This window comes from Shewanella sp. SNU WT4, from assembly GCF_006494715.1.
Taxonomy (GTDB): Bacteria; Pseudomonadota; Gammaproteobacteria; order Enterobacterales; family Shewanellaceae; genus Shewanella.
In genome coordinates this window covers 210,720-236,814 of the sequence record NZ_CP041151.1, presented here as the reverse complement: position 1 = coordinate 236,814, position 26,095 = coordinate 210,720, and the positions used below count along the sequence as shown (strand labels likewise).

Below are 26,095 nucleotides of genomic sequence, written 5' to 3'. Positions count from 1 at the left end.
CTTGTTGCGGTTTAGCCCTTGAGCGAGCACGATCCGCTTAGTAAACGACATCCTTCCTGATTTAAGCAGGATTAAGATTCGGAGTCATAATGCAACATTCTGAAAGTATTTGGCCTATGCACGTTTCTCTGAAAAAAGTAGAGAAGCAAGTGGGACGCTGGACCTCGATCCAATGGGAATTAGATCAAGTATTACCTGGGGATGAAAATACCCCTGCAGGCTTTAAAACCGTGGCGTTAGAGCTGTTTTTAGATGAGCGCGCCAGTTATCGCCTCAATCTGGATATGGAAAATCCAACGTTATTTATCGTCTGCGATGAATTAGAAGATGGCACTTGGGTGCCAGCCGTGGTGTCTGCTGACCAAAATGTCGCAGCGGGTTGCTTAGAGGGTGATACCCCAGTACTGAGCATGGCTATGCCTGATGCGGTAGCCTGCTGGTTAGAAGCCTTTATTACTCGCCATGGCGAAGTGGAAATCAGTGCGCACAGACGTAAACACGTTAACCGCCGTAAAGAACAAGCCCAGCAAGGGAGAAGTCGATGACATCTGGCAACGGATTACTCAGCCGTTGGCACTTACGTCGCCAACAGGTTGCTGCAGAAGCCAAGGAAGATGAAGCGAAAGCCTTGCTAGAGCAGCAGGCAACAGAGGAATCATCAGCGCAAATCAGCGATGACTTGCCCGCGGACGCAGAGCCTACAGAAGCTGAGGCTCCACAGCCCTTGCCCGACCCTGAAAAAATTGAAGTGGGCGGCAGCTTTGCCAGCTTTATGGGCGACAATGTTGACCCATTAGCGAAAAAAGCGGCGTTAAGAGCCTTATGGAAACAGCCTCACTTTAATGAAATTGATGGCTTACTTGAATATGCATTGGATTACAGCAATCAGCCTAAATTAAGCGCTGAAGTGTCGGCTGAACTAGTCAATAAAGTATTTAAGCGAGTGATTGAAAGAGAGCAAAAAGAGTTAGCCGAAAAAGAGGCGCAACAAGCCGCACAAGTAGCTGAGCACACTAGCCAGATCAACGATCATCACGTCATGGATGTGGTGGATAGTGATAGTGCGCAAGATGAAGCCGCGCCAGATGTCATGCTTAATAGTCACGATGACAATGTAGACAATTTGCCAGAGCCATTAGTGGCAAATGATCAAAAAGTGGCAACCGAATCAATCGATGAAACTCAACCTGTTACTTTGGGTTAGTTTAGTGAATTATAAAGGCCTCCACTCTGGTATGGCTCTTGCTGTGTGTATTTGTAGAACTCTTATGGAAATTCAACAATATAAAATGGAACACACACGCAAAGTCATTAACAGGGTCATGTTCAGGAATGCAATGTGAACAATAAACAACATCCACTGGAGCTGAAAAATATTCGCCAGCGTGTCATGGCGAACACCCAAATTCTGCAGAATTTGATCCCTCCGACAGTGAGCTATACCACCCAAGGTAATGTGCTTATTCTTGGGCCAGAAGATTTAGCTCGCCTAGCAGCGGCTAAGCTGCCACAAATGGCGAGCTTAGTCATTTTAGCGACTGATGCTATTACCAGTCAGGATGATGCTCATCTTGAAAAAGTGATGAACTCAGCAGTTAATGTCGAATGTTTTTATAATAAAATTGTCGATATTAAAGGCTTTTTAGGTCAATTTCAGGTGACGGTTGAGCAAGGCGAAACCTTAGCACCATTAAGTGTGGTGGCCATTCGCAAGCCACACTTTGATATGATTTTAGATTTAAGCCACACCCCAAATTTGAACCTAGAAATGTTGCCGCCAGGCTATTTTCATGTGGGGTATGACGAAGCCAAGTTAGCCGCCGCGCTTAGCGATATTCCTGAGTTAGTCGGTGAGTTTGATAAACCTAGATACGTTAAGGTTAATAGCGATATTTGCGCTCATAACCGCAATGGCATCAATGGTTGTAACTTGTGCCTTAACTTCTGTCCGGCAGATGCTATCAGCAGCCAAGACAAGTTGATCACTATTGACCCATACCTGTGTCATGGCGCCGGTAGTTGTACCAATGCGTGCCCAACTGGCGCCATTAGTTATGACTTACCTAATCCGCAGTCGTTATTAACTTATCTGCAAAAGCTGATTGCGCGCTTTAGTGATGAAGCCAGCGTAGCCCCGGTGATTTTATTCCATGACAGCAATGTCGCCGCCGAGCAATTGCAGCAGCAATTAGCGGGTGATGTATTGCCTGTGGCTTTAGAAGAAATCACAGTCGCTTCGATGGAGCATTGGTTTGCGGCGTTAGCCTTTGGTGCGCGCCAAGTGTTGATCATGCAAACCGATACTACAGCGCCAACCTTAACCCAAATGCTGAATGGTGAATTGGGCTTAGCTAATCGCATCTTAAGTGAAATGGGACAACCAGAACGCATCAGCTTAATTCATGATGCTGCCATTGCCGAGCTTGATTCGCAGCTGGCTATCAGCAATTTATGGCCGGTTATCGCGCCAACCCAAATTGCCGCAGCGTCTAAACGTAGCGTGCTATATACAGCTATCGATCACCTTAATACACAAGCGGGCGCAGTAGTGTCTATTGTGCCTATGGCTAATATTCCGTTTGGCCAAGTGAATGTTAATCTTGAAAAGTGCACCTTGTGTGTGTCTTGTGTGGCTATTTGTCCAACTCAGGCGCTGCGTGATGGCGGTGACATGCCAGCCTTGCGCTTTACTGAGCAAGATTGCGTGCAGTGCGGCTTGTGTGAAGCGGCCTGTCCTGAAAATGCCATTAGCTTAACGGCGCAAATCAACTTTAATAGTGACAGTCGTCAGACGCTTAAAACTATTAAAGAAGAAGCGCCATTTGAATGTATCCGCTGTGGCAGTGCGTTTGCAACCCAGTCTATGGTGCATCGCATGCTCGATATGGTCGGGGCCCACAGTGCCTTTAGCGCCAATATTGAACGCTTAAAAATGTGCGGTGATTGCCGCGTTAAAGATATGTTTGAAGACATACTTCAAGATCCAGAAAAGCAACTGAGATAGAGTGCAAATATGACCGACCAAGTAAGAGAAGTAAGTGAAAACGATCAGTTGCGAGCCGATATTTATCAGTTGCTTGCGGCCCTGCTTCGCCGCCAACCTAGCCAAGAGTTATTAGACTTTTTAGCTGAGCTTGATATTGAAGCGAATGATGACAATGACATGACCCGCGCCTGGTTAGCGCTGAAACTGGCCGCCGCGCAATTTAATGCGACCCAGTTAGAAGATGAATACTTTGACGTCTTCTTAGGTGTTGGCCGCGGTGAAGTGCTGCCTTACGGTAGCTGGTTTATGACAGGCTCGCTGATGGATAAGCCATTAGCCTTACTGCGCAATGACTTAAAGCAATTAGGTTTTGAGCGTGAAGAAAACGTCAAAGAGCCAGAAGATCACGTCGCCGCCTTATGTGAAGTGATGGCTACCTTGATTTTAGAGATGCCAAGCTATCGTCAACTGGCTTTCTATCAGCGCCATATGGGCAGCTGGGTTAATCGTTTTTGCGATACCTTAGCCGCAGCGCCAAGTGCAGCGTTTTATGTAACAGTGGCACAATTGGCCAAAGCCTTCTTTGTATTAGAAGCGGCTGAATTTGAACAATTAAGCCTAGATATTCCAGTGAATTGTCCTGGAAATTCCGATATGGAAACAGCGGCAGTGGAAGAGATTAAGGTGAATTAAGGGCGATTAGCCCTTATCGGGACTGTCTGCCGCCCAAGCGGTAATAGGAAAGTAGACAGTGAATTAAGGAGGCAAGGATGCCTCCGTAAGCCGGGCATATGCCCTTGTGTTAATAGGAGAGGCCATGAAACAGCAAGCAGCCATGAGTCGTCGGGAGGCCTTAAAAGCCTTAACGGTCGGCACAGTAGCGAGCGCAGCGGTGATAGTAATAGCACCGGTAGCAGCTGAATCAAACGACGTCACCCCTGCAGTAGTTAAAGGTGAAGGTTACCGAGAAACCCCCCATATTCGTGCCTACTATGCCAGTTTGCGTTAACGCAGCAGTATAAAACGGTTTCGGATAGGCGCTTAGGCGTCAACAATTAGAGGAGGATGTGTGATGCGACTAACACGCACATCAGATAAGGTCAGCTTGCCCAAATCAGGCTTAGGCCTAAATCGCCGTCAGTTTCTTAAAACTGCCGGATTATCCGCAGGTGGCATAGCCGCCGCTTCCATGCTTGGCACGGCCATGATGCGCAAAGCTCATGCCGAATTTATCCCCCACGATACCCCTATCGAAGTTAAAAAAACCATTTGTACTCACTGCGCCGTTGGCTGTGGCATTTATGCTCATGTGCAAAATGGCGTGTGGACAGATCAAGAACCCGCCTTCGATCACCCCTTTAATTCCGGTGGTCATTGTGCCAAAGGCGCTGCTGTGCGTGAAGTTGGCCATGGCGATCGTCGTCTTAAATACCCCATGAAAAAAGAAGGTGGTAAGTGGAAGCGCATTAGCTGGGAGCAAGCGATTAATGAGGTCGGCAATAAAGCCCTCGAAATTCGTGAGCAATCCGGGCCAGATTCCATTTTCTTTATGGGCAGCGCCAAATTCTCTAATGAGCAAGCCTATCTCTATCGCAAATTAGCGGCCTTGTGGGGCACAAATAACGTCGACCATTCAGCGCGAATTTGTCACTCAACCACAGTGGCTGGTGTGGCCAACACTTGGGGCTATGGCGCGCAAAGCAACTCAATCAATGACATGCGTAATGCTAAGAGCATGATCTTTGTGGGCGCCAATCCTTGTGAAGCGCACCCTGTGGCCATGCAGCATATTTTGATTGGTAAAGAGCGCGGCGCCAAAATCATAGTGGTGGATCCTCGCTTTACCCATACCGCGGCCAAGAGTGATGAATATGTTCATATTCGCCCGGGTACTGATATTCCTTTTATTTACGGCTTGTTATGGCACATTTTTGAAAATGGCTGGGAAGATAAGCAGTTTGTAGAAGAGCGTGTGTACGGCATGGAGTTAATTCGTGACGAAGTGAAAAAATTCCCGCCGGATGTGGTCGAAAATATCGCGGGTGTCACTAAAGAGCAGATGTTTAGAGTGGCAAAAATTCTGGCCGATTATCGCCCCGGCACCATAGTCTGGTGTATGGGCGGGACTCAGCATCATATGGGCAACTCCAATACCCGCGCTTACTGCATCTTGCAGTTGGCCTTAGGTAACATGGGGGTGCCTGGCGGTGGCACTAATATTTTCCGTGGCCACGACAATGTGCAAGGCGCCACCGATTTTGGCTTATTGTTTGATAATTTACCGGGCTACTACGGCTTAACCTCAGGTGCGTGGGAGCACTGGGGCGCCGTATGGGGGCTTGAGTATGCGTGGATGAAGAGCCGCTTTGATCAAGGCACTTATCTCGGCCAAGAGCCAATGCACTCAACCGGTATTCCGTGTTCCCGTTGGCAAGATGGGGTGCTTGAACCCAAAGATAAAATTGCCCAGCGCGACAATATTCGTATGGCATTTTTCTGGGGGCAGTCAGTAAATACTGAAACCCGTGGGCCCACCGTCCGTAAAGCACTAGATGCTATGGATATGGTGGTCGTAGTTGACCCATTTCCTACTATGGCAGGGGTCATGCCTGAGCGCAGTGATGGCGTGTATTTGTTGCCCGCGGCCACTCAGTTTGAAACCTATGGCTCAGTTTCAGCCACTAACCGCTCGATCCAATGGCGCTCTAAGGTCATTGAGCCCTTGTTTGAATGTAAACCCGATCATGAAATCATCTATTTGCTGGCCAAGCATTGGGGCATAGATGCCCAAATGTTTAAAAACATTAAGGTCAATGGCAGCGAGCCGTTAGTTGAAGACATTACCCGCGAGTTTAACCGCGGCATGTGGACCATAGGCTATACCGGCCAAAGCCCAGAACGTTTGAAGTTACATCAAGAAAACTGGGGCGAATTTAGCGCGGATAGTCTGCAAGCCGCTGGTGGCCCATGTGCTGGAGAAACCTATGGTTTGCCTTGGCCATGTTGGGGCACGCCTGAGATGAAGCACCCAGGCACCCAGATTTTATATCGCACCGATCTAGAAGTGCGTAATGGTGGCGGAACCTTTAGGGCGCGCTTTGGGGTTGAGCATGAGGGCAAAAGTATCTTGGCGGTTGACTCTTGGTCTAAGGGCAGCGCCATTGAAGATGGTTATCCAGAATTCACCGATGCCATGCTTAAACAACTGGGCTGGTGGAATCAGTTAACTCCAGCTGAGCAAAGCGCCGCCGAAGGTAAAAACTGGAAGACAGATCTATCGGGGGGTATTCAGCGTGTGGCGATAGCCAATGGCTGCACTCCTTATGGTAATGCTAAGGCGCGTTGCACTGTCTGGACCTTCCCCGACAAGATTCCAATTCATAGAGAGCCGCTTTATACCCCAAGGCGCGACTTAGTGCCGCTATACCCAACTTATGCTGATCAATATGTGGCACGGCTGCCAACTTTGTACGAGTCCATTCAAAAACAAGACTTTGCGAAAGGCTTTCCGCTAGTGCTGACCACAGGGCGGATAGTGGAATATGAAGGCGGCGGTGAAGAGACGCGTTCAAACCCTTGGTTAGCGCAATTACAGCAAGAAATGTACATAGAACTTAATCCTAAGGATGCCCAAGACCGGGGCATACGCGATGGTGATAAGGTCAAAGTGCATAGTCCAGAAGGGGCGATCATTGAAGTGGCGGCCATGGTGACACCTAGGGTAATTCCCGGTGAAACCTTTATGCCATTTCATTTCGCGGGTGTGTTTGAGTCTAAGAGTTTGGCTAAGGATTACCCTGAAGGCACAGAGCCCTATGTGATCGGTGAGTCCGCCAATACCGCCATGACCTATGGTTATGATGTGGTGACTCAAATGCAAGAAACCAAAGCCACCCTGTGCCAGATTAGTCGGGCATAACCCTTGATGAGGAGATTGCTATCATGGCAGTCATGAAATTTTTATGTGACACCAAGCGCTGCATCGAGTGTAACGGTTGTGTCACGGCTTGCTCTAATGCCAATTCTGAGGCCTTAGTTTGGGGCATTCAGCGTCGGCGCGTGGTGACCTTGCACGATGGTGAACCTGGGGAAGCGTCAATATCTGTGGCCTGTATGCATTGCAGTGATGCGCCTTGCATGGCCGTGTGTCCTGCCGATTGTTTTTATCGAACCGATGAAGGCATAGTGCTGCACGATAAGGAAACCTGCATTGGCTGCGGCTATTGTTTTTACGCTTGTCCCTTTGGTGCGCCTCAATTTCCGCAAAAAACCAGTTTTGGTTCGCGCGGAAAAATGGATAAGTGCACCTTTTGCGCGGGTGGTCCCGGGGATAACTTCTCAGAGCAACAGCAAAAGCTCTATGGGGCTAACCGGATTGCCGAAGGCAAGTTGCCGCTATGCGCTGAGATGTGTTCCACCAAGGCGCTGCTGGCAGGCGATGCTGAAGTGATTTCAAACATATACCGCGCTCGAGTCGCGGCGCGCAGCAACCCAAATGCCATTTGGGGCTATGTGCCAGAGACTGGGGGCATCCCAGCGCAGTAATGCCACCTAAGTGTTAGGTAAGGAGATGCAGATGTTGATTCAACAAATCCGTCACCTGTTGGCATTAGTGCTACTGGTGACAGCGCCCATGGCTTATGCCGCTGACGCTAGCCCTAAGCCTGCGCCGTCAGAGCAGGCAGTGTCAGAACAGGCGTTAATGGCGCAGCAACAACAAGTGCTCGCAGCGCAGCAGCAAGCGATGCAAACCATACAGTTGCATCCGCAGCAAGCTGAGGTCGAGTTGTGGTCGGCCATTAAAAATGGCGATCAAGGGGTAACCTCAGCGCAAACCACAGGGGCCGACCAGCTCATTAATGTGGTTGGCAATGAGGGTAAGCTAGTTCGCAGTGAGTACATGATGCCAGCGATGGCGTTTGCGGTTGTCGGTGTCTTTGGTTTGTTCTTATTGTTTTTTCTAATTAATGGTCCAGCCAAATTGGCTCATGGCTTTTCCGGAAAAATGGTGGAACGCTGGAGTAAGCTCGATATTTGGCTGCATTGGTTGATGGCTATTAGCTGTTTAACCTTGATGTTTACTGGGCTTAATATTCTGTTGGGGCGCTTTGTGCTGCAACCTTTAGTGCCAGCTTCCATCTGGGCGGCGCTGATTTATGGCAGCAAGACGATTCACGATTGGATAAGCCCAGTGTTTATGGTGTCTTGGATAATGTGCATAGTGAAATGGCTACCACTACAGACCTTTAAGATGTACGACCTTAAATGGTTTGCGACCGTGGGCGGCTATATTAACTTTGGGCCGTTCAAGGGTAAGCATCCTGATAGCGGCTTTGCCAATGCCGGTGAAAAGATGTGGTTTTGGACCTTAACTCTGTTTGGACTAGTGGTCGTGGTGTCGGGGTTATTGCTGTTATTGCCCAAATTAGAGCTAGCGCGGGATGTTTCTGTGCTGGCATTACTGGCCCATGATGCGGCCGCTGTGATCTTAATCGCGTTCACCATAGTGCATGTGTGGATGGCGACCGTATTAAGTGAAGGTGGACTTGAGTCTATGGTGTCCGGTTATTGTGATGAGAACTGGGCGATGCAGCACCACAACCTTTGGTATGACGAACTTAAAAGCCAAGGTCTGCTGAAATACAAGCCCAATGGGCTAACTTAACTGCCTTAGTTACCGTTAATTTAGTGGCCTATATCAAGCCCCATACCCAGCCTAAGTGCTGGGTATTTTTATGGCTACCCCCGCCTTTGACTCGTGTAACCGTTTAATTTCGCTGTTTTAGTCGCCAATTAGGCGCACATACACTCGCTAAATGGTGGCTTTTTATACCAAGAGTTTAAGTGTTTTTCATTTGTAACTAATCTTTGAAAGTTTTTTGCCGCTCCCACCATGTCAGCCTGATTAACAATGTGATCAAGGTCGCACTCTTGGCCGAATTGTGGCGAAAACAACCCGGAAACCCCACCCTGATCAAGGTTTATTCAGATAAAACTTTTATAGTTAACTCGCTTTTTAAGACCATGAAAAATCGTGAGTTTTTAACCAATTCGCAACAAGTTGTGCTTGCGGTGAATTGGCTTTATCAAGGCGTTGTCTATGTGTTTCAACGTCGATTAATCAGGAGCAACAATGAAAAAACAACAGCCAGATCTGAACCGCAGATCGCTGCTGAAGGCTCTGACAGTAGGTAGTGCGGCCGGTGCCGTGATTGCTACCGCAGGTGTCAGCGTCGCTCAGGCAAGTGAGAGCAGTAAGGTAGCTAAATCGGAAGATGGTTACCACGAAACTGCGCATATTCGTGCTTATTACAATAGCCTGCGCAGCTAATCAGGAGAATTCGCGATGAAATTAACTCGCAAGTCAAATGTCGCCACTGTGGCTGACAAGCCGACGCTAGGTATTAGCCGTCGTCAATTTATGAAGCATGCTGGTATCGCCACTGGTGGTATTGCGGCTGCCTCATTACTGGGTACTGGTATGATGCGTCGCGCTGAAGCGGCTGACGTTCCATATGATGCTCCAATCGAAGTTAAGCGTACTATTTGTTCTGCTTGTGCTGTTGGTTGTGGTTTATATGCAGAAGTACAAAATGGCGTGTGGACTGGTCAAGAGCCAGCATTCGATCACCCATTTAACGCTGGTGGTCACTGTGCTAAAGGTGCTGCACTGCGTGAACATGGTCACGGTGAAAAGCGTCTGAAGTACCCAATGAAGTTGGTTGACGGTCAGTGGAAGCGTCTGTCATGGGAACAAGCCATCAATGAAGTTGGCGACAAGATGTTGGACATCCGCAAGGAATCAGGTCCAGATTCAGTTTACTTCATGGGTAGCGCTAAGTTTTCTAACGAAGGCTGTTACTTCTACCGTAAGCTGGCGGCAATGTGGGGCACGAACAACGTCGACCACTCAGCACGTATTTGTCACTCTACCACGGTAGCCGGTGTTGCTAACACTTGGGGCTATGGTGCGCAAACTAACTCTTTCAACGACATTCAGAATGCCAATGCGATTTTCTTCATTGGTGCTAACCCAGCTGAAGCCCACCCAGTGGCCATGCAGCACATTCTGATCGCTAAAGAGAAGAACAACGCTAAGATCATCGTAGTTGATCCACGTTTCACTCGTACTGCTGCTCACTCTGATCTGCATTGCCCAATTCGTCCAGGTACTGACATTCCGTTTATCTACGGTATGTTATGGCACATTTTCCAAAATGGCTGGGAAGATAAGGCATTCATCGAGTCACGCGTATTCGAAATGGATACTATCCGTGAAGAAGTGGCTAAGTGGAACCCGAAAGAAGTTGAAAACGTTACTGGTTGTTCAGAAGAAGTGGTTTATCAAGCCGCTAAACTGATGGCCGATAACCGTCCAGGTACCGTAGTTTGGTGTATGGGTGGTACTCAGCATCACGTGGGTAACTCTAACACTCGCGCTTACTGTATTCTGCAGTTGGCTCTGGGTAACATGGGTGTATCTGGTGGCGGTACTAACATTTTCCGTGGCCACGATAACGTACAGGCAGCGACTGACTTAGGTCTGCTGTTTGACAACTTACCAGGTTACTACGGTTTGACTACTGCTGCATGGCAGCACTGGACCAACGTATGGGAACTGGATATGGAGTGGATGAAGAGCCGCTTCGATCACGGTACCTACTTAGGTCGTGAGCCTATGACTACTCCAGGTATTCCTTGTTCACGCTGGCACGACGGTGTGTTAGAAGACAAGGCTAAGCTGGCGCAGAAAGATAACATCCGTTTAGCTTTCTTCTGGGGTCAATCAGTTAACACTGAAACTCGTCAGTCTGAAGTGCGTGACGCCTTAGACAAGATGGACACAGTCGTTGTTGTCGATCCATTCCCAACTATGGCGGGTGTTATGCATCGCCGTAAGAATGGCGTGTACTTACTGCCTGCGGCGACTCAGTTTGAGACTCGTGGTTCAGTATCTAACTCAGGCCGTTCAGTGCAGTGGCGTGAGCAGGTTATCGAGCCGTTATTCGAATCTAAGACTGACATCGAAATCATGTACCGTCTGGCACAAAAAGTCGGTATCGATAAAGAGTTAACTAAGCGTATTCCTGTTGAAAATGGCGTTCCTGTCATTGAAGACATTACCCGCGAAATCAACCGTGGTATGTGGACTATTGGTATGACAGGTCAAAGCCCTGAGCGTATCAAAGAGCACACCATGAACTGGGGCACTTTCAGCAACAAGACGCTGGAAGCCACTGGTGGCCCATGTAAGGGTGATACCTATGGTATGCCTTGGCCATGTTGGGGCACCCCAGAGATGAAGCATCCTGGTACCCAAATCCTGTATGACACAAGCAAACACGTTAAAGACGGTGGTGGTAACTTCCGTGCACGTTATGGTGTGGAATACAAAGGTGAAAACCTCTTAGCCGAAGGTACCTTCTCTAAAGGTTCTGACATCGAAGATGGTTACCCAGAATTCTCTGCCCAAATGCTTAAGCAATTAGGCTGGTGGGATGAGCTGACTGCAGAAGAGAAAGTGGCTGCTGAAGGCAAAAACTGGAAGACTGACTTATCTGGCGGTATCGTGCGCGTAGCGATTAAGCATGGTTGTATTCCATTTGGTAACGCTAAAGCGCGTTGTATCGTATGGACCTTCCCTGACGAAATCCCGTTACACCGTGAGCCTCTGTACACTGCTCGTCGCGATTTGGTATCTAAGTACCCAACGTATGACGATATGCAAGTACATCGCTTGCCAACTCTGTACAAGTCAATCCAAGAAAAAGACCTGTCTGGTAAGTACCCACTGGTACTGACTTCTGGTCGTCTGGTTGAGTACGAAGGTGGTGGTGAAGAATCTCGTTCTAACCCATGGTTGGCAGAACTTCAGCAAGAAATGTTTGTTGAAATCAACCCAGCTGATGCCGCTGATCGTAACATCCGTAATGGTGATGACGTATGGCTGGAAGGCGCTGAAGGCGGACGCATTAAGGTACAAGCTATGTTAACTCCTCGAGTTAAGCCTGGCGTAACCTTTATGCCGTACCACTTCGCAGGTGTGATGCACGGCGAAAGCTTGGCACCTAACTATCCAGAAGGCACAGTGCCTTACGTGATCGGTGAATCTTGTAACACGGCTCTGACCTATGGTTATGACCCTGTGACTCAGATGCAAGAGACTAAAGCGTCTCTGTGTCAGATTGCCAAAGCGTAAGTGCTGCATAAGCTAGGAGAATTGCCATTATGGCTACAATGAAATTTTTATGTGATACCAAGCGCTGCATCGAATGTAACGGCTGTGTCACTGCTTGTAAGAACGAAAACGCCTCTGCTTTAGAGTGGGGTATTAACCGTCGTCGCGTAGTAACCATCAATGATGGTCAACGTGGTGAAGCCTCTATCTCTGTGGCATGTATGCACTGTAGCGATGCCCCATGTATGGCGGTATGTCCTGCGAACTGCTTCTATCAGACTGAAGATGGTCTGGTACTGCATGACAAGGACACCTGTATTGGTTGTGGTTACTGTTTATATGCTTGTCCTTTCGGCGCGCCTCAGTTCCCGAAAAGCGGTGCTTTCGGCAGCCGTGGCAAGATGGACAAGTGTACTTTCTGTGCCGGTGGCCCAGAAGAGAACCACTCTGAAGCTGAACTGAAGAAGTACGGTGCTAACCGTCTGGCTGAAGGCAAGCTGCCAATGTGTGCTGAATTGTGTGCGACTAAGTCATTGTTAGCGGGTGATGCAGATGTAGTTTCTGCCATCTTCCGTGAGCGTGTGGCTTACCGTGGCGCCAAGAACGCAGCTTGGGATTAATTTTCCAAGTTTAGGACAGTCCATCAAGTTGTCTCTGTTACGGCAGAGACAACCCTAGAGGATAGATTATGAACAAACTGTTCAAACACATAGGCTTAGCCATCGCACTGTTATTCAGTGCCGTCGCTTTTGCCAATGGTGGTGACGCGGCCGTGGCCCAGTCTCAGGATGCGCAGGTATGGGCGCAGCTGAAGGATGGCGTGGTTGGTTACACCGACTCTAAGAGTGAGTTTCACGGTCAAGCTATCAATACTTATGATTTACGAGTATTGGAAGCCCGTGCCGACTGGTTAGCGCCAGCGTTAATGGCCTCATTATTTGGCATGATTATCATTTTTGTTCTGTTTATTGCGGTCAACGGTATTTCTAAGTTGCACCACGGTTATTCAGGCAAGATGGTATTTCGCTGGTCCAAATCCGATGTTGCCATTCACTGGTTAGGCGCCATCCCGTGCTTACTGCTGATTGTCACAGGTCTAGTACTGCTGGCAGGTCGTTTCTTCTTCCAACCTTATTTGGGTGAAGGCGTATGGGCTGGTTTAGTCTATGGTGCTAAGCAAGTGCATGACGTGGTAGCGATTCCATTTATGCTGGGTTGGGCACTGATGACAGTGCTGTGGGCTAAAAACCAAATCCCAACTATGTACGACGTTAAGTGGTTCATGGTTGTTGGTGGTTACATTAACTTCGGTCCTTTCAAAGGCCAACACCCTGATGCTGGCTTTGCCAACGCGGGTGAGAAGTTATGGTTCTGGACTTTCGCCATGTTCGGTTTACTGATCTCAGTATCTGGCATGATGTTATTGTTCCCTAACCTGTTTGAACCAAGCCGCAACTTAAGCTTATTGGCTCTGATTGTTCATGGCGTTAGCGCCATCATCATCTGTGCTTTCTCCATTGTTCACATCTTCATGGCAACTGTTATGTCTGAAGGTGGTATGGAATGTATGGTGTCTGGCTACTGTGATGAGAACTGGGCTTCACAACACCACAACCTGTGGTTTGATGAAATCAAAGAGAACGGTACCCTGAAGTATAAAGACTAAGTCTTAACACTTTAGCGCCTCAAAAGCCCCGCCGATGCGGGGCTTTTTGTTGCCTGTCGGCAATGGGGGGGGTCTGCTGACGGCAAGAGTGGTTAGATTGGCCAAACTGCGCGAACCACTTGGCGCATTAAATCCACGCGATTGATTCAAATCACCCTCTTAATTTAATCACTTTGTGAGTTGAATAACTTGCTTAATCTAATCATACGGTGATGAGAATAAGTGCTGTAATCGCATCACTGGGGATAAATGTCGAGGTGAGTTAAGTGGATATGGCAGCAGGCTGGATGCATTGCAAAGTCAGGGGGGCTAACCCTTGGGTGCATCTGGCGAGTTTGGTTGCGCTGGGCTGTTTGGTTAAGTTAGACCCCCGTGGCCGTAGTACTCGATACTCCCTTAGTGGAAGTGCGAGATTTCAATAACTCTGTGTTCTAGTGCAAAGAGTTAGTGGGAAAGCTGTGATAGGTAAACGCGGCTCTGGTGGCGTTGGCGCTAAAAAGTGTGATCTATCTTAAAAAAATTTAATGGTTAGCGAAATGAGAGGCGTTATTTTCTAGTCAGTTCACGGTTTAACTATCTCAAAATGGATAGCCTGAGGGGGTCAGAGTATTCAGGGCCGACTGACAGTTAACGGGCTCACTTTTAGGAAAGGGTATGTCACAAATCATTCAAACCTTAGATTCAACCATAGTTACCCCATATCAGGCCAATATTACTGTGCCAGATTGGATGCTGAGCTCGATGGAACGCGTGATGCAGTTCTATGTCGATAAGAACCTAAGATTAGACACCCAATCCGCTGATGTTATGCCAGCACCGATTGAAGGCAAGAAGTACATGCTGTATGCCCATGTGCCTTTTTGTCATACCTTGTGCTCTTACTGCACCTTCCATCGCTTCTTGTTTAATGAAGATAAAGCTCGCGCTTACTTCATCTCGCTGCGTAAAGAAATGGAAATGGTCAAATCCCTAGGTTATGACTTTGAGTCCATGTACATAGGTGGCGGCACCACGACAGTATTAGAAGATGAGTTAGCCCGCACCATTGAGCATGCGCGTAAACTGTTCCCCTCTATCAAGGAAGTCTCGTGCGAGTCGGATCCTGTGCATTTAGATAGCCCAGGCTTTAAAGACTTAAAAGGGCTGGTGGATAGAATGTCCATTGGCGTGCAAAGCTTTGATGATGGCATCTTAAAGATGACCGATAGGTTAGAGAAGTTTGGTACTGGCCAGCAGACGTTCGATAAGATCATGGCAGCGAAAGAGCTGTTCCCGATCATTAACGTCGATTTGATTTTTGGTTTCCGCGGCCAAACTGAAGCGGTTATTCAGCACGATTTAGATATGGCTAAGCGTTTAGATCCCCGCCAAATCACGACTTATCCTTTGATGATCACTCATCAAACCCGCAAAAGCGTGAAAGGTACCCTTGCCGCGCCGCAAGGCGAGATGGCCAATCAATACCGTCAAATTCTTAATAATCTTAATGGCCAATATAACCAGTTAACCGCATGGGCCTTTGGCAAAGCGAACAACGAAGGTCTTGATGAATACGTCATTGATTATGATGAGTACTTAGGTGTGGGTTCTGGCTCGTTCAGTTTCTTAAACGATACTTTGCACGTCAATACCTTCTCACTGCGTAAATACCAAGAGCGTATTGCTGCAGGTAAGATGAGCGTAGAGCAGCAAAAGCTGTATTCCAAGAAAGACGTGATGCAGTATCGCTTCTTGCTTGGCATGTTCTCTGGGCGGTTATCTCGTAAGTATTTCAGAGAGACGTTTGGGGTGAATTTAGATACCAGCTTATTTAAAGAAATGACCTCGATGAAGCTGATTGGCGCCATTAAAAATGACCCAATGGATCCTGATAATCTGATCGTCACCGATAACGGTAAGATGATGGGCTTGTTGATGATGAAAGAGTTTTATTCGGGCATGGATAACGTTAGAGCGCAATTGCGTAAACCGCTGCAGCAGCAAGATATGTAATCCTTGCATTTGGATAAAAAAAAGACGCCGCTGGCGTCTTTTTTTATTAAACTTTATTTATCCCAGCGAGGTAGTTAAGTTACAGCGTGAAAATTCTAACTTCATGAAAGCAATCGTAAATGTGACATGTAGCACGATCAAATGTAGTTAATTTTCATCCTTGTGGGATATATTAGTAATATAGCGGTTAAATTAAGCCCAATTGATTTGTGATTTCGATTGATTTAGTCTCGCCAGCAAGTGGGGTTGAAACGGTGATTGAACATGGAACAAATACTATTATTTAGCGATTTTTGTGAGCGTTATGGTTTGGATGAAACTTGTCAGGATAGCCGCCGCTTGTACAAGGTTTACCAAGCTAAACTTGAAGTTTTTCATTTGGCCATGAGTCATTTGATTGTGGCTGAGGCCCTTAAAAAAGCAGCGACTTACTAATTTTTCACGGATTTTAGTATCCCTTCGCGTGTATCTCCCCGCCTAATCTTAATCTTATACTTGTTGATTGTTAGCCCGAGCGGCAAGCTTGGCTTGATAGCCGCAGGCGATGGCGAAGTGTGTTAGTAACACATCCCTCGCAATCGCTGTTGTCTATGACAAAATTAGGACTGAGTCACTACGCCGATTTTGACTGAGTAATCAGTTTATTTAACTCTTCCTGTGCGGCCGTAAAGTTAAACTCAGCAATCGCCTTTTCTAAGGCGGCAAAATCAATGCCTAAGGCATTAATGGCCACAGCGTTTTGCTTCATCAGAGCAATAAAATCTATCGCTTGAGTATCAAAGTTATCTAGCAGCATTTGCAGTTGTTGCAGTTCAATCATGAGCTCAGTGGCATCATAAGCTTTCACTGCCGTGGTGGCTGTTGGCGCTGGCGCCACCACGGGCCCAAAGGTCAGTACTTCTTGTTGTAACTGGCGAAGCATGTCGCTTAGTCGCAATAAAAACTCAACGGATGGCAAAATTTGCTTATGGCCTAAATCTTCGAGCTCTTTACCAATCGCAGACAAGCTATCGGCACTGATATTGGCGGCGGCGCCTTTAATGGTATGGCCGACACGACCAATAAACTCCCAATCACTGCTAGCCACAGCTTGTTGCAGGGCGTTTTGTTCTTGGAGGCGACTATTGATAAATGAACTGACAATTTGCCAATAGAGTTTGGCATTGCCACCTAAGCGGCTTATGCCATCGTCAATATTAAGAATTTGCAGCTCGCCGCCAAGGGGGTGGCTATAAACAGTATCTTCAATCTCAGCAGGCACATCATCTTGCTGATTAAGATTGATAATGGCGGGCATACTTTCATCAAAACTGGAGTCGTCGTCGTTATGTTGGCTCGGTGACGTTTGGAAGAACTCACAGATGTCATTAGGGTCATCGGCAATTTCTATCACGGGAATGGCGCTGACAGCATGGTTGGCTGGCGTGGCATTATGTAGGGTTGGCGAGGTATAAGTAATATTGTTGGGGTTTTCATTCAGCCAGCGCGTCATTTTTTTCAACAGCTCATTGACGTTAATCGGCTTACCGAGATGGTCATTCATGCCCGCGGCTTTACAGTTTTCCACATCTTGGCTCATGGCGTTGGCTGTCATGGCTATGATAGGAACATTGAGCTTCAGCTTATTGCGAATATTCTTGGTGGCGGTAATACCGTCCATCACCGGCATTTGCATATCCATCAATATCAGTTGGAAGCTTTGCTTTTCGAGCCAATCGAGTGCCTCTTGGCCATTGTTGGCAACTTTAATCTCAGGGCCATAAGGCTCAAGTATGCCAATGGCTACTTCTTGGTTAGTTTCGTTATCTTCCACTAATAACACTTTGGCCTTATTGATAATGCTGTAATCATTTTGCTCAGGTTCGGCGCGGCGTGCTTTGAGTGATTCTGTGGTCTTCATGACACCAAAGGCATTCATGATGGCATCAAATATCAAGGACGGGTTAACCGGCTTAATGACTAGGCCATCGAATAACTTCTCGTTATCACCGCTAAGCCCGACTTCACGGCCATAGGCGGTGACCATGATGAGTTTCGGCAGTTTATCTTCAGCAATTTTTTCGCGAATTTGTTTAGTGGTTTCTATGCCATCAATGCCGGGTAACATCCAGTCCATAAACACGACATCAAAAGGGTCTAACTCATTAATGCCTTTTTCTACGGCGGTCAAAGCTTCAAAACCATTACTGACAGTCATGACCCTAAAATTCATGGCCTTGAGCAGGCCCATCATGATTTCTCGGGCGGCATCGTTATCATCCACTACTAACACGCGCTTGGCCTGTAGGTCATCGATAGGTTGATAGAATTTTCTGGCTTTAACATCTTGCAGGCCGGCTTCAATGGTAAAACCAAAGACTGAGCCTTTACCTGGCTCGCTCTTCACCCAAATGCTGCCCCCCATCAATTCGACCAAGCTTTTCGAGATAGTTAAGCCTAAGCCAGTGCCGCCATATTTACGGGTGATTGAACCGTCTGCTTGCGAGAAGGATTTGAACAGACGTCCAAGTTGCTCCTCACTCATGCCAATACCGCTATCGATAATTTCAAATTGGATAACTATGTTGTCGCAATCCTTGCTTTCTAACTGCTTAACTTTAACGATAATTTCGCCTTTCTCGGTAAACTTGATTGAGTTACCGCAAAGGTTAATTAGCACTTGGCCTAGACGCAGCGGATCGCCGACTAAGGCTGAAGGTAGGTGTGGGTCGATATCAAATAAAAACTCGAGGTGTTTATCATCGGCCTTCATGCCAATCACGTTGGCGAGGTTATCTAACACTTCATCGAGTAAGAAATCGATATTTTCAATGCTAAGTTTACCGGCTTCCACTTTAGAAAAGTCGAGAATGTCATTAATGATGCCAAGCAGAGACTTAGCGGCATGATCAATTTTACTGACGTAGTGATGCTGTTTTTCCGATAGCCCAGAATGCAGGGCTAGATGCGACATACCAATAATGGCGTTCATTGGAGTGCGGATTTCATGGCTCATATTGGCTAAGAACTCACCCTTAGCCTTACTGGCTTCATCGGCAGCATCTTTGGCGCCGCGCAGCTCAATCTCCAATTCTTTTTGGTCAGTCACATCAACAAATAGCCCCACAATGCCCTTGGGATCGCCCTTACTTGAGTAGTAAGTAGCCTCGAAAATACTGATATGACGTTGTTCATTGTCGGCATTTTTAAGGTTGAGATCGTATTGAGTGGTGCCTGGGGTTTGCAATAAGGTTTTTTCGGCATTATTGAAAACCAGCGTGGCTTCGGCGGGGAATAAATCGGCAGGGGTGCAATCCAAAATGTCGGCTTCAAACAAACCAAGAAAATCACTAAAGCCATTATTGACCCCAAGATAGCGGCCATTGGCATTTCTAAAATACATCGGGCTTGGAATCGCGTTGAGTACTTGTTGGTTGAACTCAAGCTGTTCAGCAATGCGCCGCTCTGCCGCGGCTTGCAGTTCACTATTTCGGGCAAGTTCAAAATTAATGGCTAAGTCATCTTGGACCTTATTGAGCCATGATAATTGCGACTCAGTGAGCGGACTCGTGAGGCCTAGCTCTAACAGACCAACAATATTGTCATTCACCTTGAGCGGGAAGAAATGTAATTCTGCCAAGGCTAATTCACCATCCAGCAGTGGGATGCGATATTTGCCATCGAGATCCCGCAGCGAGAAGTGATTACGGCTACGCAATAAGCTTATCTGAATCGAATCCTTATCTGCGATGGTTTGACTGCCGCGGCCAGAATAACCGCAACCTGCTACTCGTGTGAGTTGGTTATCAACGAATTTATAAATACCAATCAAGGGGATTTCAAAGCGTTCAGCCAAGAAATTAATCACATTACTCCCCAATTGATTGGCGTCGGCGGAGTCACGCATTACGTCGGTAAATTCTTTGATGGAAGAGTTCATCAGTAATTGCTGATTCACTTCTTGCAGGATTAAATTTTGCGCCCGCGCTAAGGGGCGCAGCGCCCCTTTGTTGCTTTCCGTCAGTTGGAAGCCGAAATCATGATTGTTGACTTGTCTCACTAACTTACGCTGCATCCGATAGGCAGGTGACAATACGTAGAGCCACAATAAGAGAAATGAAACCAGAGCTGAAACCGACAATAGAATTAAGCCGGTAATCTGATAATCAAATAACTCATGAATTCTTTGTTGAGATTGGGTTAATTCACTGCGGGTGGATTCATTGAGTAAGCGATAAAACTCACCGATGGGCGCCATTATTTTTCGTTTTTCTTGAAAGTAGGCATTACTAAATAACAGCTCAATGGCTTTATTTGGATTGGGGTCGACCTTAACCAGTCCTTTATCGGTACGCTTTATGCCTTCAATGGCATCAAAGGCTTCTCTTTCTAGATTAATTAAGTTGTCAGATAGCGCTATGGCTTGGCGCAGTAAAATAATTTGGCTGGAAGCAATACCTGCATTTTCCATGCGCTCAAGTAAACTCGGATACGCTTGATTCGAGTTATTGTGAGGAATGAGTAACTCATTGGGATCTGAGGCTACGTCCCAATATTCAAAATTATTCCCAGGTGGTTGCGGCGCCACACCATTGCGTACGGCAATGACCCGATTAAATAATTCTTTCCATTTAGGATTGCCAGTGGCGGCATAGGTACGAGCAAATTTAGTCAGGTGATCTGAGCTTTGCTTGAGCTCGTGCGCCAGCATAATACGCTCTTGTATGGTTAAGACCTGTTTATCTAATTGCGCGGTATTGAAATGAAGCTGGTAAGAAAAATAGCCAATACTCAGTAGCAGTATCGCGACTAAGCTACAAAGCGTAATAAAAATTGTGCGGATCGAACCCATAAACAAACCTCATTCCTTGAAAGTTGTAATTTCTTCCATAAAGCGTCTAGATTTAAACTAACTCTTTGACGCTTGATACTAAGTGTAGGTTAGTTAATCGATATTGCTCGAAACGGATTGAGTGAATGATATTACAAGGATAGAACACACGATGGACTCTAAACCCTGCGTGCTTATAGTGGATGATGCCCCTGAGAACCTAGCGCTTCTTCATGGGTTACTTAAAGATAGTTATCTCGTTAGAGCCGCTAATTCCGGTGAATCTGCACTTGATGTTGTGAGCAAAATGCCCATTGATATCATTTTGCTCGATGTCATTATGCCTGGCATGGATGGCTATGAAGTGTGTCGCCGCCTCAAACAAAATGAAGCGACTCGCTCCATTCCGGTGATTTTTTTAACCGCTAAAGATTCCACTAAAGATGAACAATTTGGCCTAGATCTGGGGGCCAGCGATTACATTGCTAAGCCAATTAGTCCACCGATTGTGTTTGCGCGGGTAAAAACTCATTTGCAAATTAAAGCTTCCCAAGACTTTTTGAAAGATCAAAATACTTTTTTGGAAGCCGAAGTTCAGCGCCGTATTCATCAATTATCACAAGTGCAAGATGTCACCATAGCGGCGCTCGCAAGCCTTGCCGAAACGCGCGATCAAGAAACCGGTAACCATATTCGCCGTACTCAGTGGTACGTAAAATTGTTAGCTGAAAAGGCTAGGTTTTTACCAAGATTCAGTGAACGTCTGACCCCTGAGGTGATTTCTACCTATTTCAAATCAGCGCCATTGCATGACATAGGTAAAGTCGGTATTCCCGATAATATTTTGCTTAAGCCTGGCAAGTTGACTAACGATGAGTTTACTGTGATGAAGCAGCATGCTTTCTTCGGATTTAGGGCGTTAGTTGAAGCCGAAGAAGACATAGGTTATGAGGATTCTTTCTTAGCGGCGGCTAAAGATATTGCCCATTTTCACCATGAAAAGTGGGATGGTAGTGGTTATCCCGATGGCCTCAGTGGTGAAGACATTCCATTAAGCGCGCGGTTAATGGCGATTGCCGACGTGTATGACGCGCTGATTAGTAAGCGGGTGTATAAAGATGCTATGACCCATGATCAAGCCATGGATATCATCCGCAATGGCCGTGGCACGCATTTCGATCCTGATTTAATCGATGTGTTTTTTGAAATTGAAACTGAGTTTCAGCACATAGCGGCTAAATACAGTGATGAATAACGGCCTAGAGAGTTTTTCTAGGCAGTTATCAAAGATTTCATCTAAGCATTTATGGGCATAGTCTTTGTTTAAATATTTAGCCTGTAGCGCTCGTTTAGATGGAGGGCAATATAGGTTTGCTTTGGCGAGTGCGATAACTTTTGATCATCATGTACAAGCTGGTGGTGATAAGGCAAATCAGTAAATAATGGAGCAGGGCATTACTGTCTTTAGGCATAAACTCAACTAAGATAGGGCCCGCTACTGAGCCGACGCTGTAGCTAAATAGCATTAACTGCGTAATAGAAACTATTTTACTGGGCGCGCTATTATCACAAGCCAAGCTGATGGCAATAGGATACAGAGCAAAAGCGCTCGCTCCGACAATCATGTAAGCGCCAGCCTGCAGTTGAGCTTGCTGGCTAGTTAAAATAATCCCTAATGCTGCCACACCCAGCAGTGAAAACATCGCCATTAACCATTTCTTGCCAAGACGGCTGGATAAATAACTCACTAACGGTTGAATGAGCATGCCGCCTACTATCACTAAGGCCATGATCACCCCAATTTCAGCCTCGGTCTTGGCCTGCATTTGCAAGGTGAGCGGTAATAAGCCATAAATCGGCCCCAGCACTAATCCTGACACTAAGCAGCCCATAATCGCTGGGCGCGAAATATCTTTAACTGCACTCAAGCTAATACCGTGACGAGCTTGCTTTGCTGGCTGACCTTTAGATATAAGTAATGGCGGTAAACACGCCAGTAGCAGTAATGCCGCGACTACTAAAAAAGGCAGCCAACCTTCAGTGCCTAAGGGCCCAACCGCCAACTGTCCTGTGGCAGTGCCACCATATAAGGATGTCATGTACAGGCCTAAACGCTTGGCTCTTTGTTTGGCACTATTAGCCATTAATAACCAAGACTCAACCACCACAAATACACCTGCCACCGCGAAACCTGCCACAAATCGCGCCGCTAACCACAGATTAGCGTCAGGAAAAGCGGGCATTATGATGACAGTAAGTAACAGCAGTAATAAGAAGGCAATAAATGCCATTCTGTGGCCAATCTTAGCTACTATGGCTTCTATGCTAGTGGCGCCTATGAGTAAGCCAAAATAAAAACTACTGGCTAACCAAGGGGCTAGGTGAGTGCCTATATTAAATGCCGGTAACGAGAGTGGGATTAAGCTCATTAAAAATCCCGAGGCCAACGCAAATAAACTTAACCCCATGACAGGAACTAAGGTGCTAGTTTGGGGGGCAGTTTTAATATCTGTGGGCACTGATTTAAGGTTCCAAATATGAGTTAATTGGGGGGCGCTATGGCAAAATTTGACGGACTTTACTGGCAATAATTGGCAAGGTAAAGTGAGTTAAATTGACAGTCTCATGCAAAAAATTCTAACGAGAACAATGTTTTATAATTGTTAACGCGAATACCCCCAAAATAGCCTCAAAAGCCAGCAATATTTGCTGCTGGTGCCAATATCCCTTACCATCAAATTTGGTCCCTACATTGGAAGTGAATATGGCTCGCATCATGCTTTCCGCTAATTTGAATTGCGATAGGTTATTGATTTTAGATAAGGCGTTATCTGTCGGAGGGCGTTATCACTATCAAGACGGTGGCAAGCGTATTGGTGGCGGTGGAGCCAATACTGGCATTGGCTTGTTGTGGGCAGGTCATCAAGTGTCTTTAGCCACGCAAGTGGGCGCAGATACCTTAGGGGATTGGCTGGTGGCGCAAATTAGTATGATGGGCATGGATTGTCATTATATTAAGCGTTATCAGGCTAATACCTGTGAAATGCTGCTTATTATTACTCCCGATAAAGAGCGCACTATAGTGCGGCCACTGCGACCGACATTTCAGCTCCCTGCGCCGCCCGTATGGTCAAGTTATGATGCCCTATATATCAACTCATCGGCCCAAGGCGCGGCCAGCTGGGCCAAAACTGCTTTGCCTCATTGCTTAGTGGTAGCGCAATTGGCTAAAGATGATCGTGATCGCCCATGCCATATCTTAATTACCTCAGCCACAGATTTAGCTGGATGCAGCCAATTACCGCCGTGGGAGTTTGCTAAGCAAATAGCGGGTGACAGTTTGCAAGCATTTATCGTGACCGAAGGCGGCGATGGCGCTGTGTTGTATCAGGAAAACTTAGTGACACGAGTCGCGGTTGTCGCTACTCATGTCGTTGATAGCACCGGCGCGGGTGATGGTTATGCCGCAGGGCTAATTCATGGCTTGATGCTTAAGCAGCCATTAGCGCTGGCGATGGAAGAAGCTGCCCGTTGGGGCGCATTGGCCGTGGCAACAAATTCATCGATTCCAGGTCAACCGTTAGCGGATTACTTAGGCCATACATTAGAGTGATTGTTTAGTTTTGGCATACAAACAATCAGTATTTAAGTTGTTGCTAGTGCTTAATGAACGATAAACCGTGTTTGTGGCATGGCCTTAAGGCAGCAATGATCTGAGTGAATGGGCAGAATGAATGCCCAGAGTCAATAAGGTAACCACACCACAGAGCACATGACTCTGTGGTGTGGTTACTTATGCTTGCTTACATATTGGGGTAATTGGGGCCGCTGCCACCTTCGGGCGTGACCCAAGTGATATTTTGGCTCGGATCTTTAATGTCACAGGTCTTGCAGTGAATACAGTTTTGCGCATTAATCACTAGCTGATCTTGACCTTCAAACTGCTGAATTTCATACACTCCAGCAGGACAATAGCGCTGCGCTGGCTCATCAAACTTGGCTAAATTGACCGTGATGGGAATTGCAGCATCTTGCAAGCGCAGATGGCAGGGCTGATCTTCATCATGATAAATATTGGCTAAATACACGGACGACAATTTATCAAAGGTGAGCTTACCGTCAGGTTTGGGGTAGCTAATTTTCACCGCAGCTGCCGCAGGTTTTAGCTTTAAATGATCCGCTTCGTTATCACGCAAGGTAAATGGCAATTGACCATTAAACCAGTTTTGATCGATAACATTAAAGGCGCCGCCCATTAAGGTGCCAAATTTATGTAACGCTGGTCCAAAGTTGCGCGATTGATAAAGTTCTTTATACAGCCAGCTTTGCTCTAATTTCTGCTGAAAACAGTCAAGATCTTTGCCGCTTCGAACCCCTGAAATCAATGCTTGAGCCAAAGTCTCAGCTGCTAACATGCCGCTCTTCATGGCGGTATGTGTACCTTTAATTTTGGCAAAGTTGAGGGTGCCGGCATCGCAACCTAGCAGCATGCCGCCATTAAAAGTCATTTTAGGTAATGAATTTAAGCCGCCCTTAGTGATGGCGCGGGCACCATAGCTGATACGCTCGCCGCCCTGTAAGGTATTGGCAATAATGGGGTGAGTCTTATAACGCTGGAACTCATCAAACGGGCTTAAGTGCGGGTTGTCATAATTCAAATCAACAATGAGCCCCACCAACACTTGGTTGTTTTCCATGTGATACATAAAGCCGCCACCAGAGGCGCCAGCATCTAATGGCCAACCTGCGGTATGAACCACTTTACCGGCTTGATGCTTGTCATTGGTCACAGTCCAAATTTCTTTGAAACCGAGGGCATAATGCTGTGGGCTTTTGCCTTTATCTAGCTGAAATTTGGAGATAACTTGCTTGCCTAAATGGCCACGGCAGCCTTCGGTGAGTAAGGTGTATTTAGCGTGTAATTCCATGCCAGGCATATGGCTATCTTTAGGCTCGCCGTTGGCGGCAACCCCCATATCACCAATCAATATGCCTTTAACGCTACCATCTTGATAATAAAGTAATTCACTCGCCGCAAATCCCGGGAAAATCTCCACGCCTAAGCTTTCTGCTTGTTCGGCCAACCAGCGGCTTAGATTGCCGACGCTGATAATATAATTGCCTTGATTGTGCATGGTTTTTGGCGTGACTGAGTGGGGCACGCTTTTAGCGGTTTGCGCCGACGTTAGGTAATAAATTTCGTCAACATTGACCTTGGTATTAAGGGGGGCTTGGCGGTTCTGCCAATCAGGAAAGAGCTCTTTGAGTACTTTTGGTTCAAATACGGCGCCAGACACTATATGCGCGCCGACTTCCGATCCCTTTTCAACCACGCATACACTAATAGTTTTTTTGGCGCCGGCTGCGATTTGCATCAGTCGGCAGGCTGCGGCTAAACCCGCAGGCCCTGCACCGACGATAACGACATCAAACTCCATTGATTCACGTTCCATCTTGCAACCT

General features: G+C 46.9%; 19 protein-coding genes. 16 read left to right on the top strand and 3 right to left on the bottom strand.

All coding sequences use genetic code 11. The features are described from left to right. Nucleotides 1-89: 89 nt before the first annotated feature. From FJQ87_RS00975 to FJQ87_RS18650, 14 genes are all read left to right on the top strand, one after another. Entirely contained in the window at nt 90-545 is a 456-nt protein-coding gene (locus FJQ87_RS00975) for a DUF3305 domain-containing protein (protein WP_140930102.1), read from the top strand. Next, a complete protein-coding gene (locus tag FJQ87_RS00970; protein WP_140930101.1) occupies nt 542-1,204 on the top strand; it encodes a DUF3306 domain-containing protein in 663 nt (220 codons plus the stop codon). Before FJQ87_RS00975 ends, FJQ87_RS00970 begins: the two co-directional genes overlap by 4 nt. Nucleotides 1,205-1,390: 186 nt before the next feature. Continuing rightward, a complete protein-coding gene (locus tag FJQ87_RS00965) occupies nt 1,391-3,004 on the top strand; it encodes a 4Fe-4S binding protein (RefSeq protein ID WP_140933928.1) in 1,614 nt (537 codons plus the stop codon). A gap of 9 nt (nt 3,005-3,013) precedes the next feature. Then, nucleotides 3,014-3,679 (top strand): molecular chaperone TorD family protein, encoded by a 666-nt coding sequence (locus FJQ87_RS00960; protein ID WP_140930100.1) that lies wholly within the window; start codon nt 3,014-3,016, stop codon nt 3,677-3,679. 124 nt (nt 3,680-3,803) lie between these two features. Next, nucleotides 3,804-3,995, top strand: coding sequence for a formate dehydrogenase (locus FJQ87_RS00955; protein ID WP_140930099.1), 192 nt, complete (start codon nt 3,804-3,806; stop codon nt 3,993-3,995). Nucleotides 3,996-4,058: 63 nt separating this feature from the next. Then, on the top strand, nt 4,059-6,905 hold the full coding sequence (locus FJQ87_RS00950; RefSeq protein WP_140930098.1) for a molybdopterin-dependent oxidoreductase: 2,847 nt from the start codon (nt 4,059-4,061) through the stop codon (nt 6,903-6,905). 23 nt (nt 6,906-6,928) lie between these two features. Next, a complete protein-coding gene (gene fdh3B, locus FJQ87_RS00945; protein WP_140930097.1) occupies nt 6,929-7,531 on the top strand; it encodes a formate dehydrogenase FDH3 subunit beta in 603 nt (200 codons plus the stop codon). Between the two features lie 31 nt (nt 7,532-7,562). Then, on the top strand, nt 7,563-8,651 hold the full coding sequence (locus FJQ87_RS00940; protein WP_240778788.1) for a formate dehydrogenase subunit gamma: 1,089 nt from the start codon (nt 7,563-7,565) through the stop codon (nt 8,649-8,651). Between the two features lie 468 nt (nt 8,652-9,119). Further along, entirely contained in the window at nt 9,120-9,317 is a 198-nt protein-coding gene (locus FJQ87_RS00935) for a twin-arginine translocation signal domain-containing protein (protein WP_140930096.1), read from the top strand. 15 nt (nt 9,318-9,332) lie between these two features. Beyond that, nucleotides 9,333-12,185 (top strand): formate dehydrogenase subunit alpha, encoded by a 2,853-nt coding sequence (locus FJQ87_RS00930; protein WP_140930095.1) that lies wholly within the window; start codon nt 9,333-9,335, stop codon nt 12,183-12,185. A gap of 29 nt (nt 12,186-12,214) precedes the next feature. Further along, nucleotides 12,215-12,784, top strand: coding sequence for a formate dehydrogenase FDH3 subunit beta (gene fdh3B, locus FJQ87_RS00925; RefSeq protein WP_140930094.1), 570 nt, complete (start codon nt 12,215-12,217; stop codon nt 12,782-12,784). 68 nt (nt 12,785-12,852) lie between these two features. Continuing rightward, nucleotides 12,853-13,830 (top strand): formate dehydrogenase subunit gamma, encoded by a 978-nt coding sequence (locus FJQ87_RS00920; RefSeq protein ID WP_140930093.1) that lies wholly within the window; start codon nt 12,853-12,855, stop codon nt 13,828-13,830. Between the two features lie 654 nt (nt 13,831-14,484). Continuing rightward, nucleotides 14,485-15,822, top strand: coding sequence for a coproporphyrinogen III oxidase family protein (locus FJQ87_RS00915; RefSeq protein WP_140930092.1), 1,338 nt, complete (start codon nt 14,485-14,487; stop codon nt 15,820-15,822). A 264-nt stretch (nt 15,823-16,086) separates the two neighbouring features. Then, on the top strand, nt 16,087-16,257 hold the full coding sequence (locus FJQ87_RS18650) for a hypothetical protein (protein ID WP_168195116.1): 171 nt from the start codon (nt 16,087-16,089) through the stop codon (nt 16,255-16,257). Between the two features lie 178 nt (nt 16,258-16,435). Here FJQ87_RS18650 and FJQ87_RS00910 read toward each other — a convergent pair whose 3' ends face one another. After that, entirely contained in the window at nt 16,436-20,653 is a 4,218-nt protein-coding gene (locus FJQ87_RS00910; RefSeq protein ID WP_140930091.1) for a hybrid sensor histidine kinase/response regulator, read from the bottom strand. 151 nt (nt 20,654-20,804) lie between these two features. Between FJQ87_RS00910 and FJQ87_RS00905 the strand changes: the two genes are divergently transcribed. Next, entirely contained in the window at nt 20,805-21,887 is a 1,083-nt protein-coding gene (locus FJQ87_RS00905; RefSeq protein WP_140930090.1) for a two-component system response regulator, read from the top strand. Between the two features lie 94 nt (nt 21,888-21,981). Here FJQ87_RS00905 and FJQ87_RS00900 read toward each other — a convergent pair whose 3' ends face one another. Beyond that, nucleotides 21,982-23,100, bottom strand: a complete 1,119-nt coding sequence (locus tag FJQ87_RS00900; protein ID WP_140933924.1) for an MFS transporter — start codon at nt 23,098-23,100, stop codon at nt 21,982-21,984. A 296-nt stretch (nt 23,101-23,396) separates the two neighbouring features. Here FJQ87_RS00900 and FJQ87_RS00895 point away from each other — a divergent pair, with 296 nt between their 5' ends. Continuing rightward, on the top strand, nt 23,397-24,245 hold the full coding sequence (locus FJQ87_RS00895; RefSeq protein ID WP_140930089.1) for a PfkB family carbohydrate kinase: 849 nt from the start codon (nt 23,397-23,399) through the stop codon (nt 24,243-24,245). Between the two features lie 190 nt (nt 24,246-24,435). Here the strand turns inward: FJQ87_RS00895 and FJQ87_RS00890 are convergent, their stop codons facing one another. Further along, entirely contained in the window at nt 24,436-26,085 is a 1,650-nt protein-coding gene (locus FJQ87_RS00890) for an electron transfer flavoprotein-ubiquinone oxidoreductase (protein WP_140930088.1), read from the bottom strand. Between the last annotated feature and the right edge of the window lie 10 nt (nt 26,086-26,095).

Coding starts and splice junctions, on each gene's coding strand:
- FJQ87_RS00975 (WP_140930102.1), top strand. CDS start 90: ATGCAACATTCTGAAAGTATTTGGCCTATGCACGTTTCTCTGAAAAAA.
- FJQ87_RS00970 (WP_140930101.1), top strand. CDS start 542: ATGACATCTGGCAACGGATTACTCAGCCGTTGGCACTTACGTCGCCAA.
- FJQ87_RS00965 (WP_140933928.1), top strand. CDS start 1,391: ATGGCGAACACCCAAATTCTGCAGAATTTGATCCCTCCGACAGTGAGC.
- FJQ87_RS00960 (WP_140930100.1), top strand. CDS start 3,014: ATGACCGACCAAGTAAGAGAAGTAAGTGAAAACGATCAGTTGCGAGCC.
- FJQ87_RS00955 (WP_140930099.1), top strand. CDS start 3,804: ATGAAACAGCAAGCAGCCATGAGTCGTCGGGAGGCCTTAAAAGCCTTA.
- FJQ87_RS00950 (WP_140930098.1), top strand. CDS start 4,059: ATGCGACTAACACGCACATCAGATAAGGTCAGCTTGCCCAAATCAGGC.
- fdh3B (WP_140930097.1), top strand. CDS start 6,929: ATGGCAGTCATGAAATTTTTATGTGACACCAAGCGCTGCATCGAGTGT.
- FJQ87_RS00940 (WP_240778788.1), top strand. CDS start 7,563: ATGTTGATTCAACAAATCCGTCACCTGTTGGCATTAGTGCTACTGGTG.
- FJQ87_RS00935 (WP_140930096.1), top strand. CDS start 9,120: ATGAAAAAACAACAGCCAGATCTGAACCGCAGATCGCTGCTGAAGGCT.
- FJQ87_RS00930 (WP_140930095.1), top strand. CDS start 9,333: ATGAAATTAACTCGCAAGTCAAATGTCGCCACTGTGGCTGACAAGCCG.
- fdh3B (WP_140930094.1), top strand. CDS start 12,215: ATGGCTACAATGAAATTTTTATGTGATACCAAGCGCTGCATCGAATGT.
- FJQ87_RS00920 (WP_140930093.1), top strand. CDS start 12,853: ATGAACAAACTGTTCAAACACATAGGCTTAGCCATCGCACTGTTATTC.
- FJQ87_RS00915 (WP_140930092.1), top strand. CDS start 14,485: ATGTCACAAATCATTCAAACCTTAGATTCAACCATAGTTACCCCATAT.
- FJQ87_RS18650 (WP_168195116.1), top strand. CDS start 16,087: ATGGAACAAATACTATTATTTAGCGATTTTTGTGAGCGTTATGGTTTG.
- FJQ87_RS00910 (WP_140930091.1), bottom strand. CDS start 20,653: ATGGGTTCGATCCGCACAATTTTTATTACGCTTTGTAGCTTAGTCGCG.
- FJQ87_RS00905 (WP_140930090.1), top strand. CDS start 20,805: ATGGACTCTAAACCCTGCGTGCTTATAGTGGATGATGCCCCTGAGAAC.
- FJQ87_RS00900 (WP_140933924.1), bottom strand. CDS start 23,100: ATGGGGTTAAGTTTATTTGCGTTGGCCTCGGGATTTTTAATGAGCTTA.
- FJQ87_RS00895 (WP_140930089.1), top strand. CDS start 23,397: ATGGCTCGCATCATGCTTTCCGCTAATTTGAATTGCGATAGGTTATTG.
- FJQ87_RS00890 (WP_140930088.1), bottom strand. CDS start 26,085: ATGGAACGTGAATCAATGGAGTTTGATGTCGTTATCGTCGGTGCAGGG.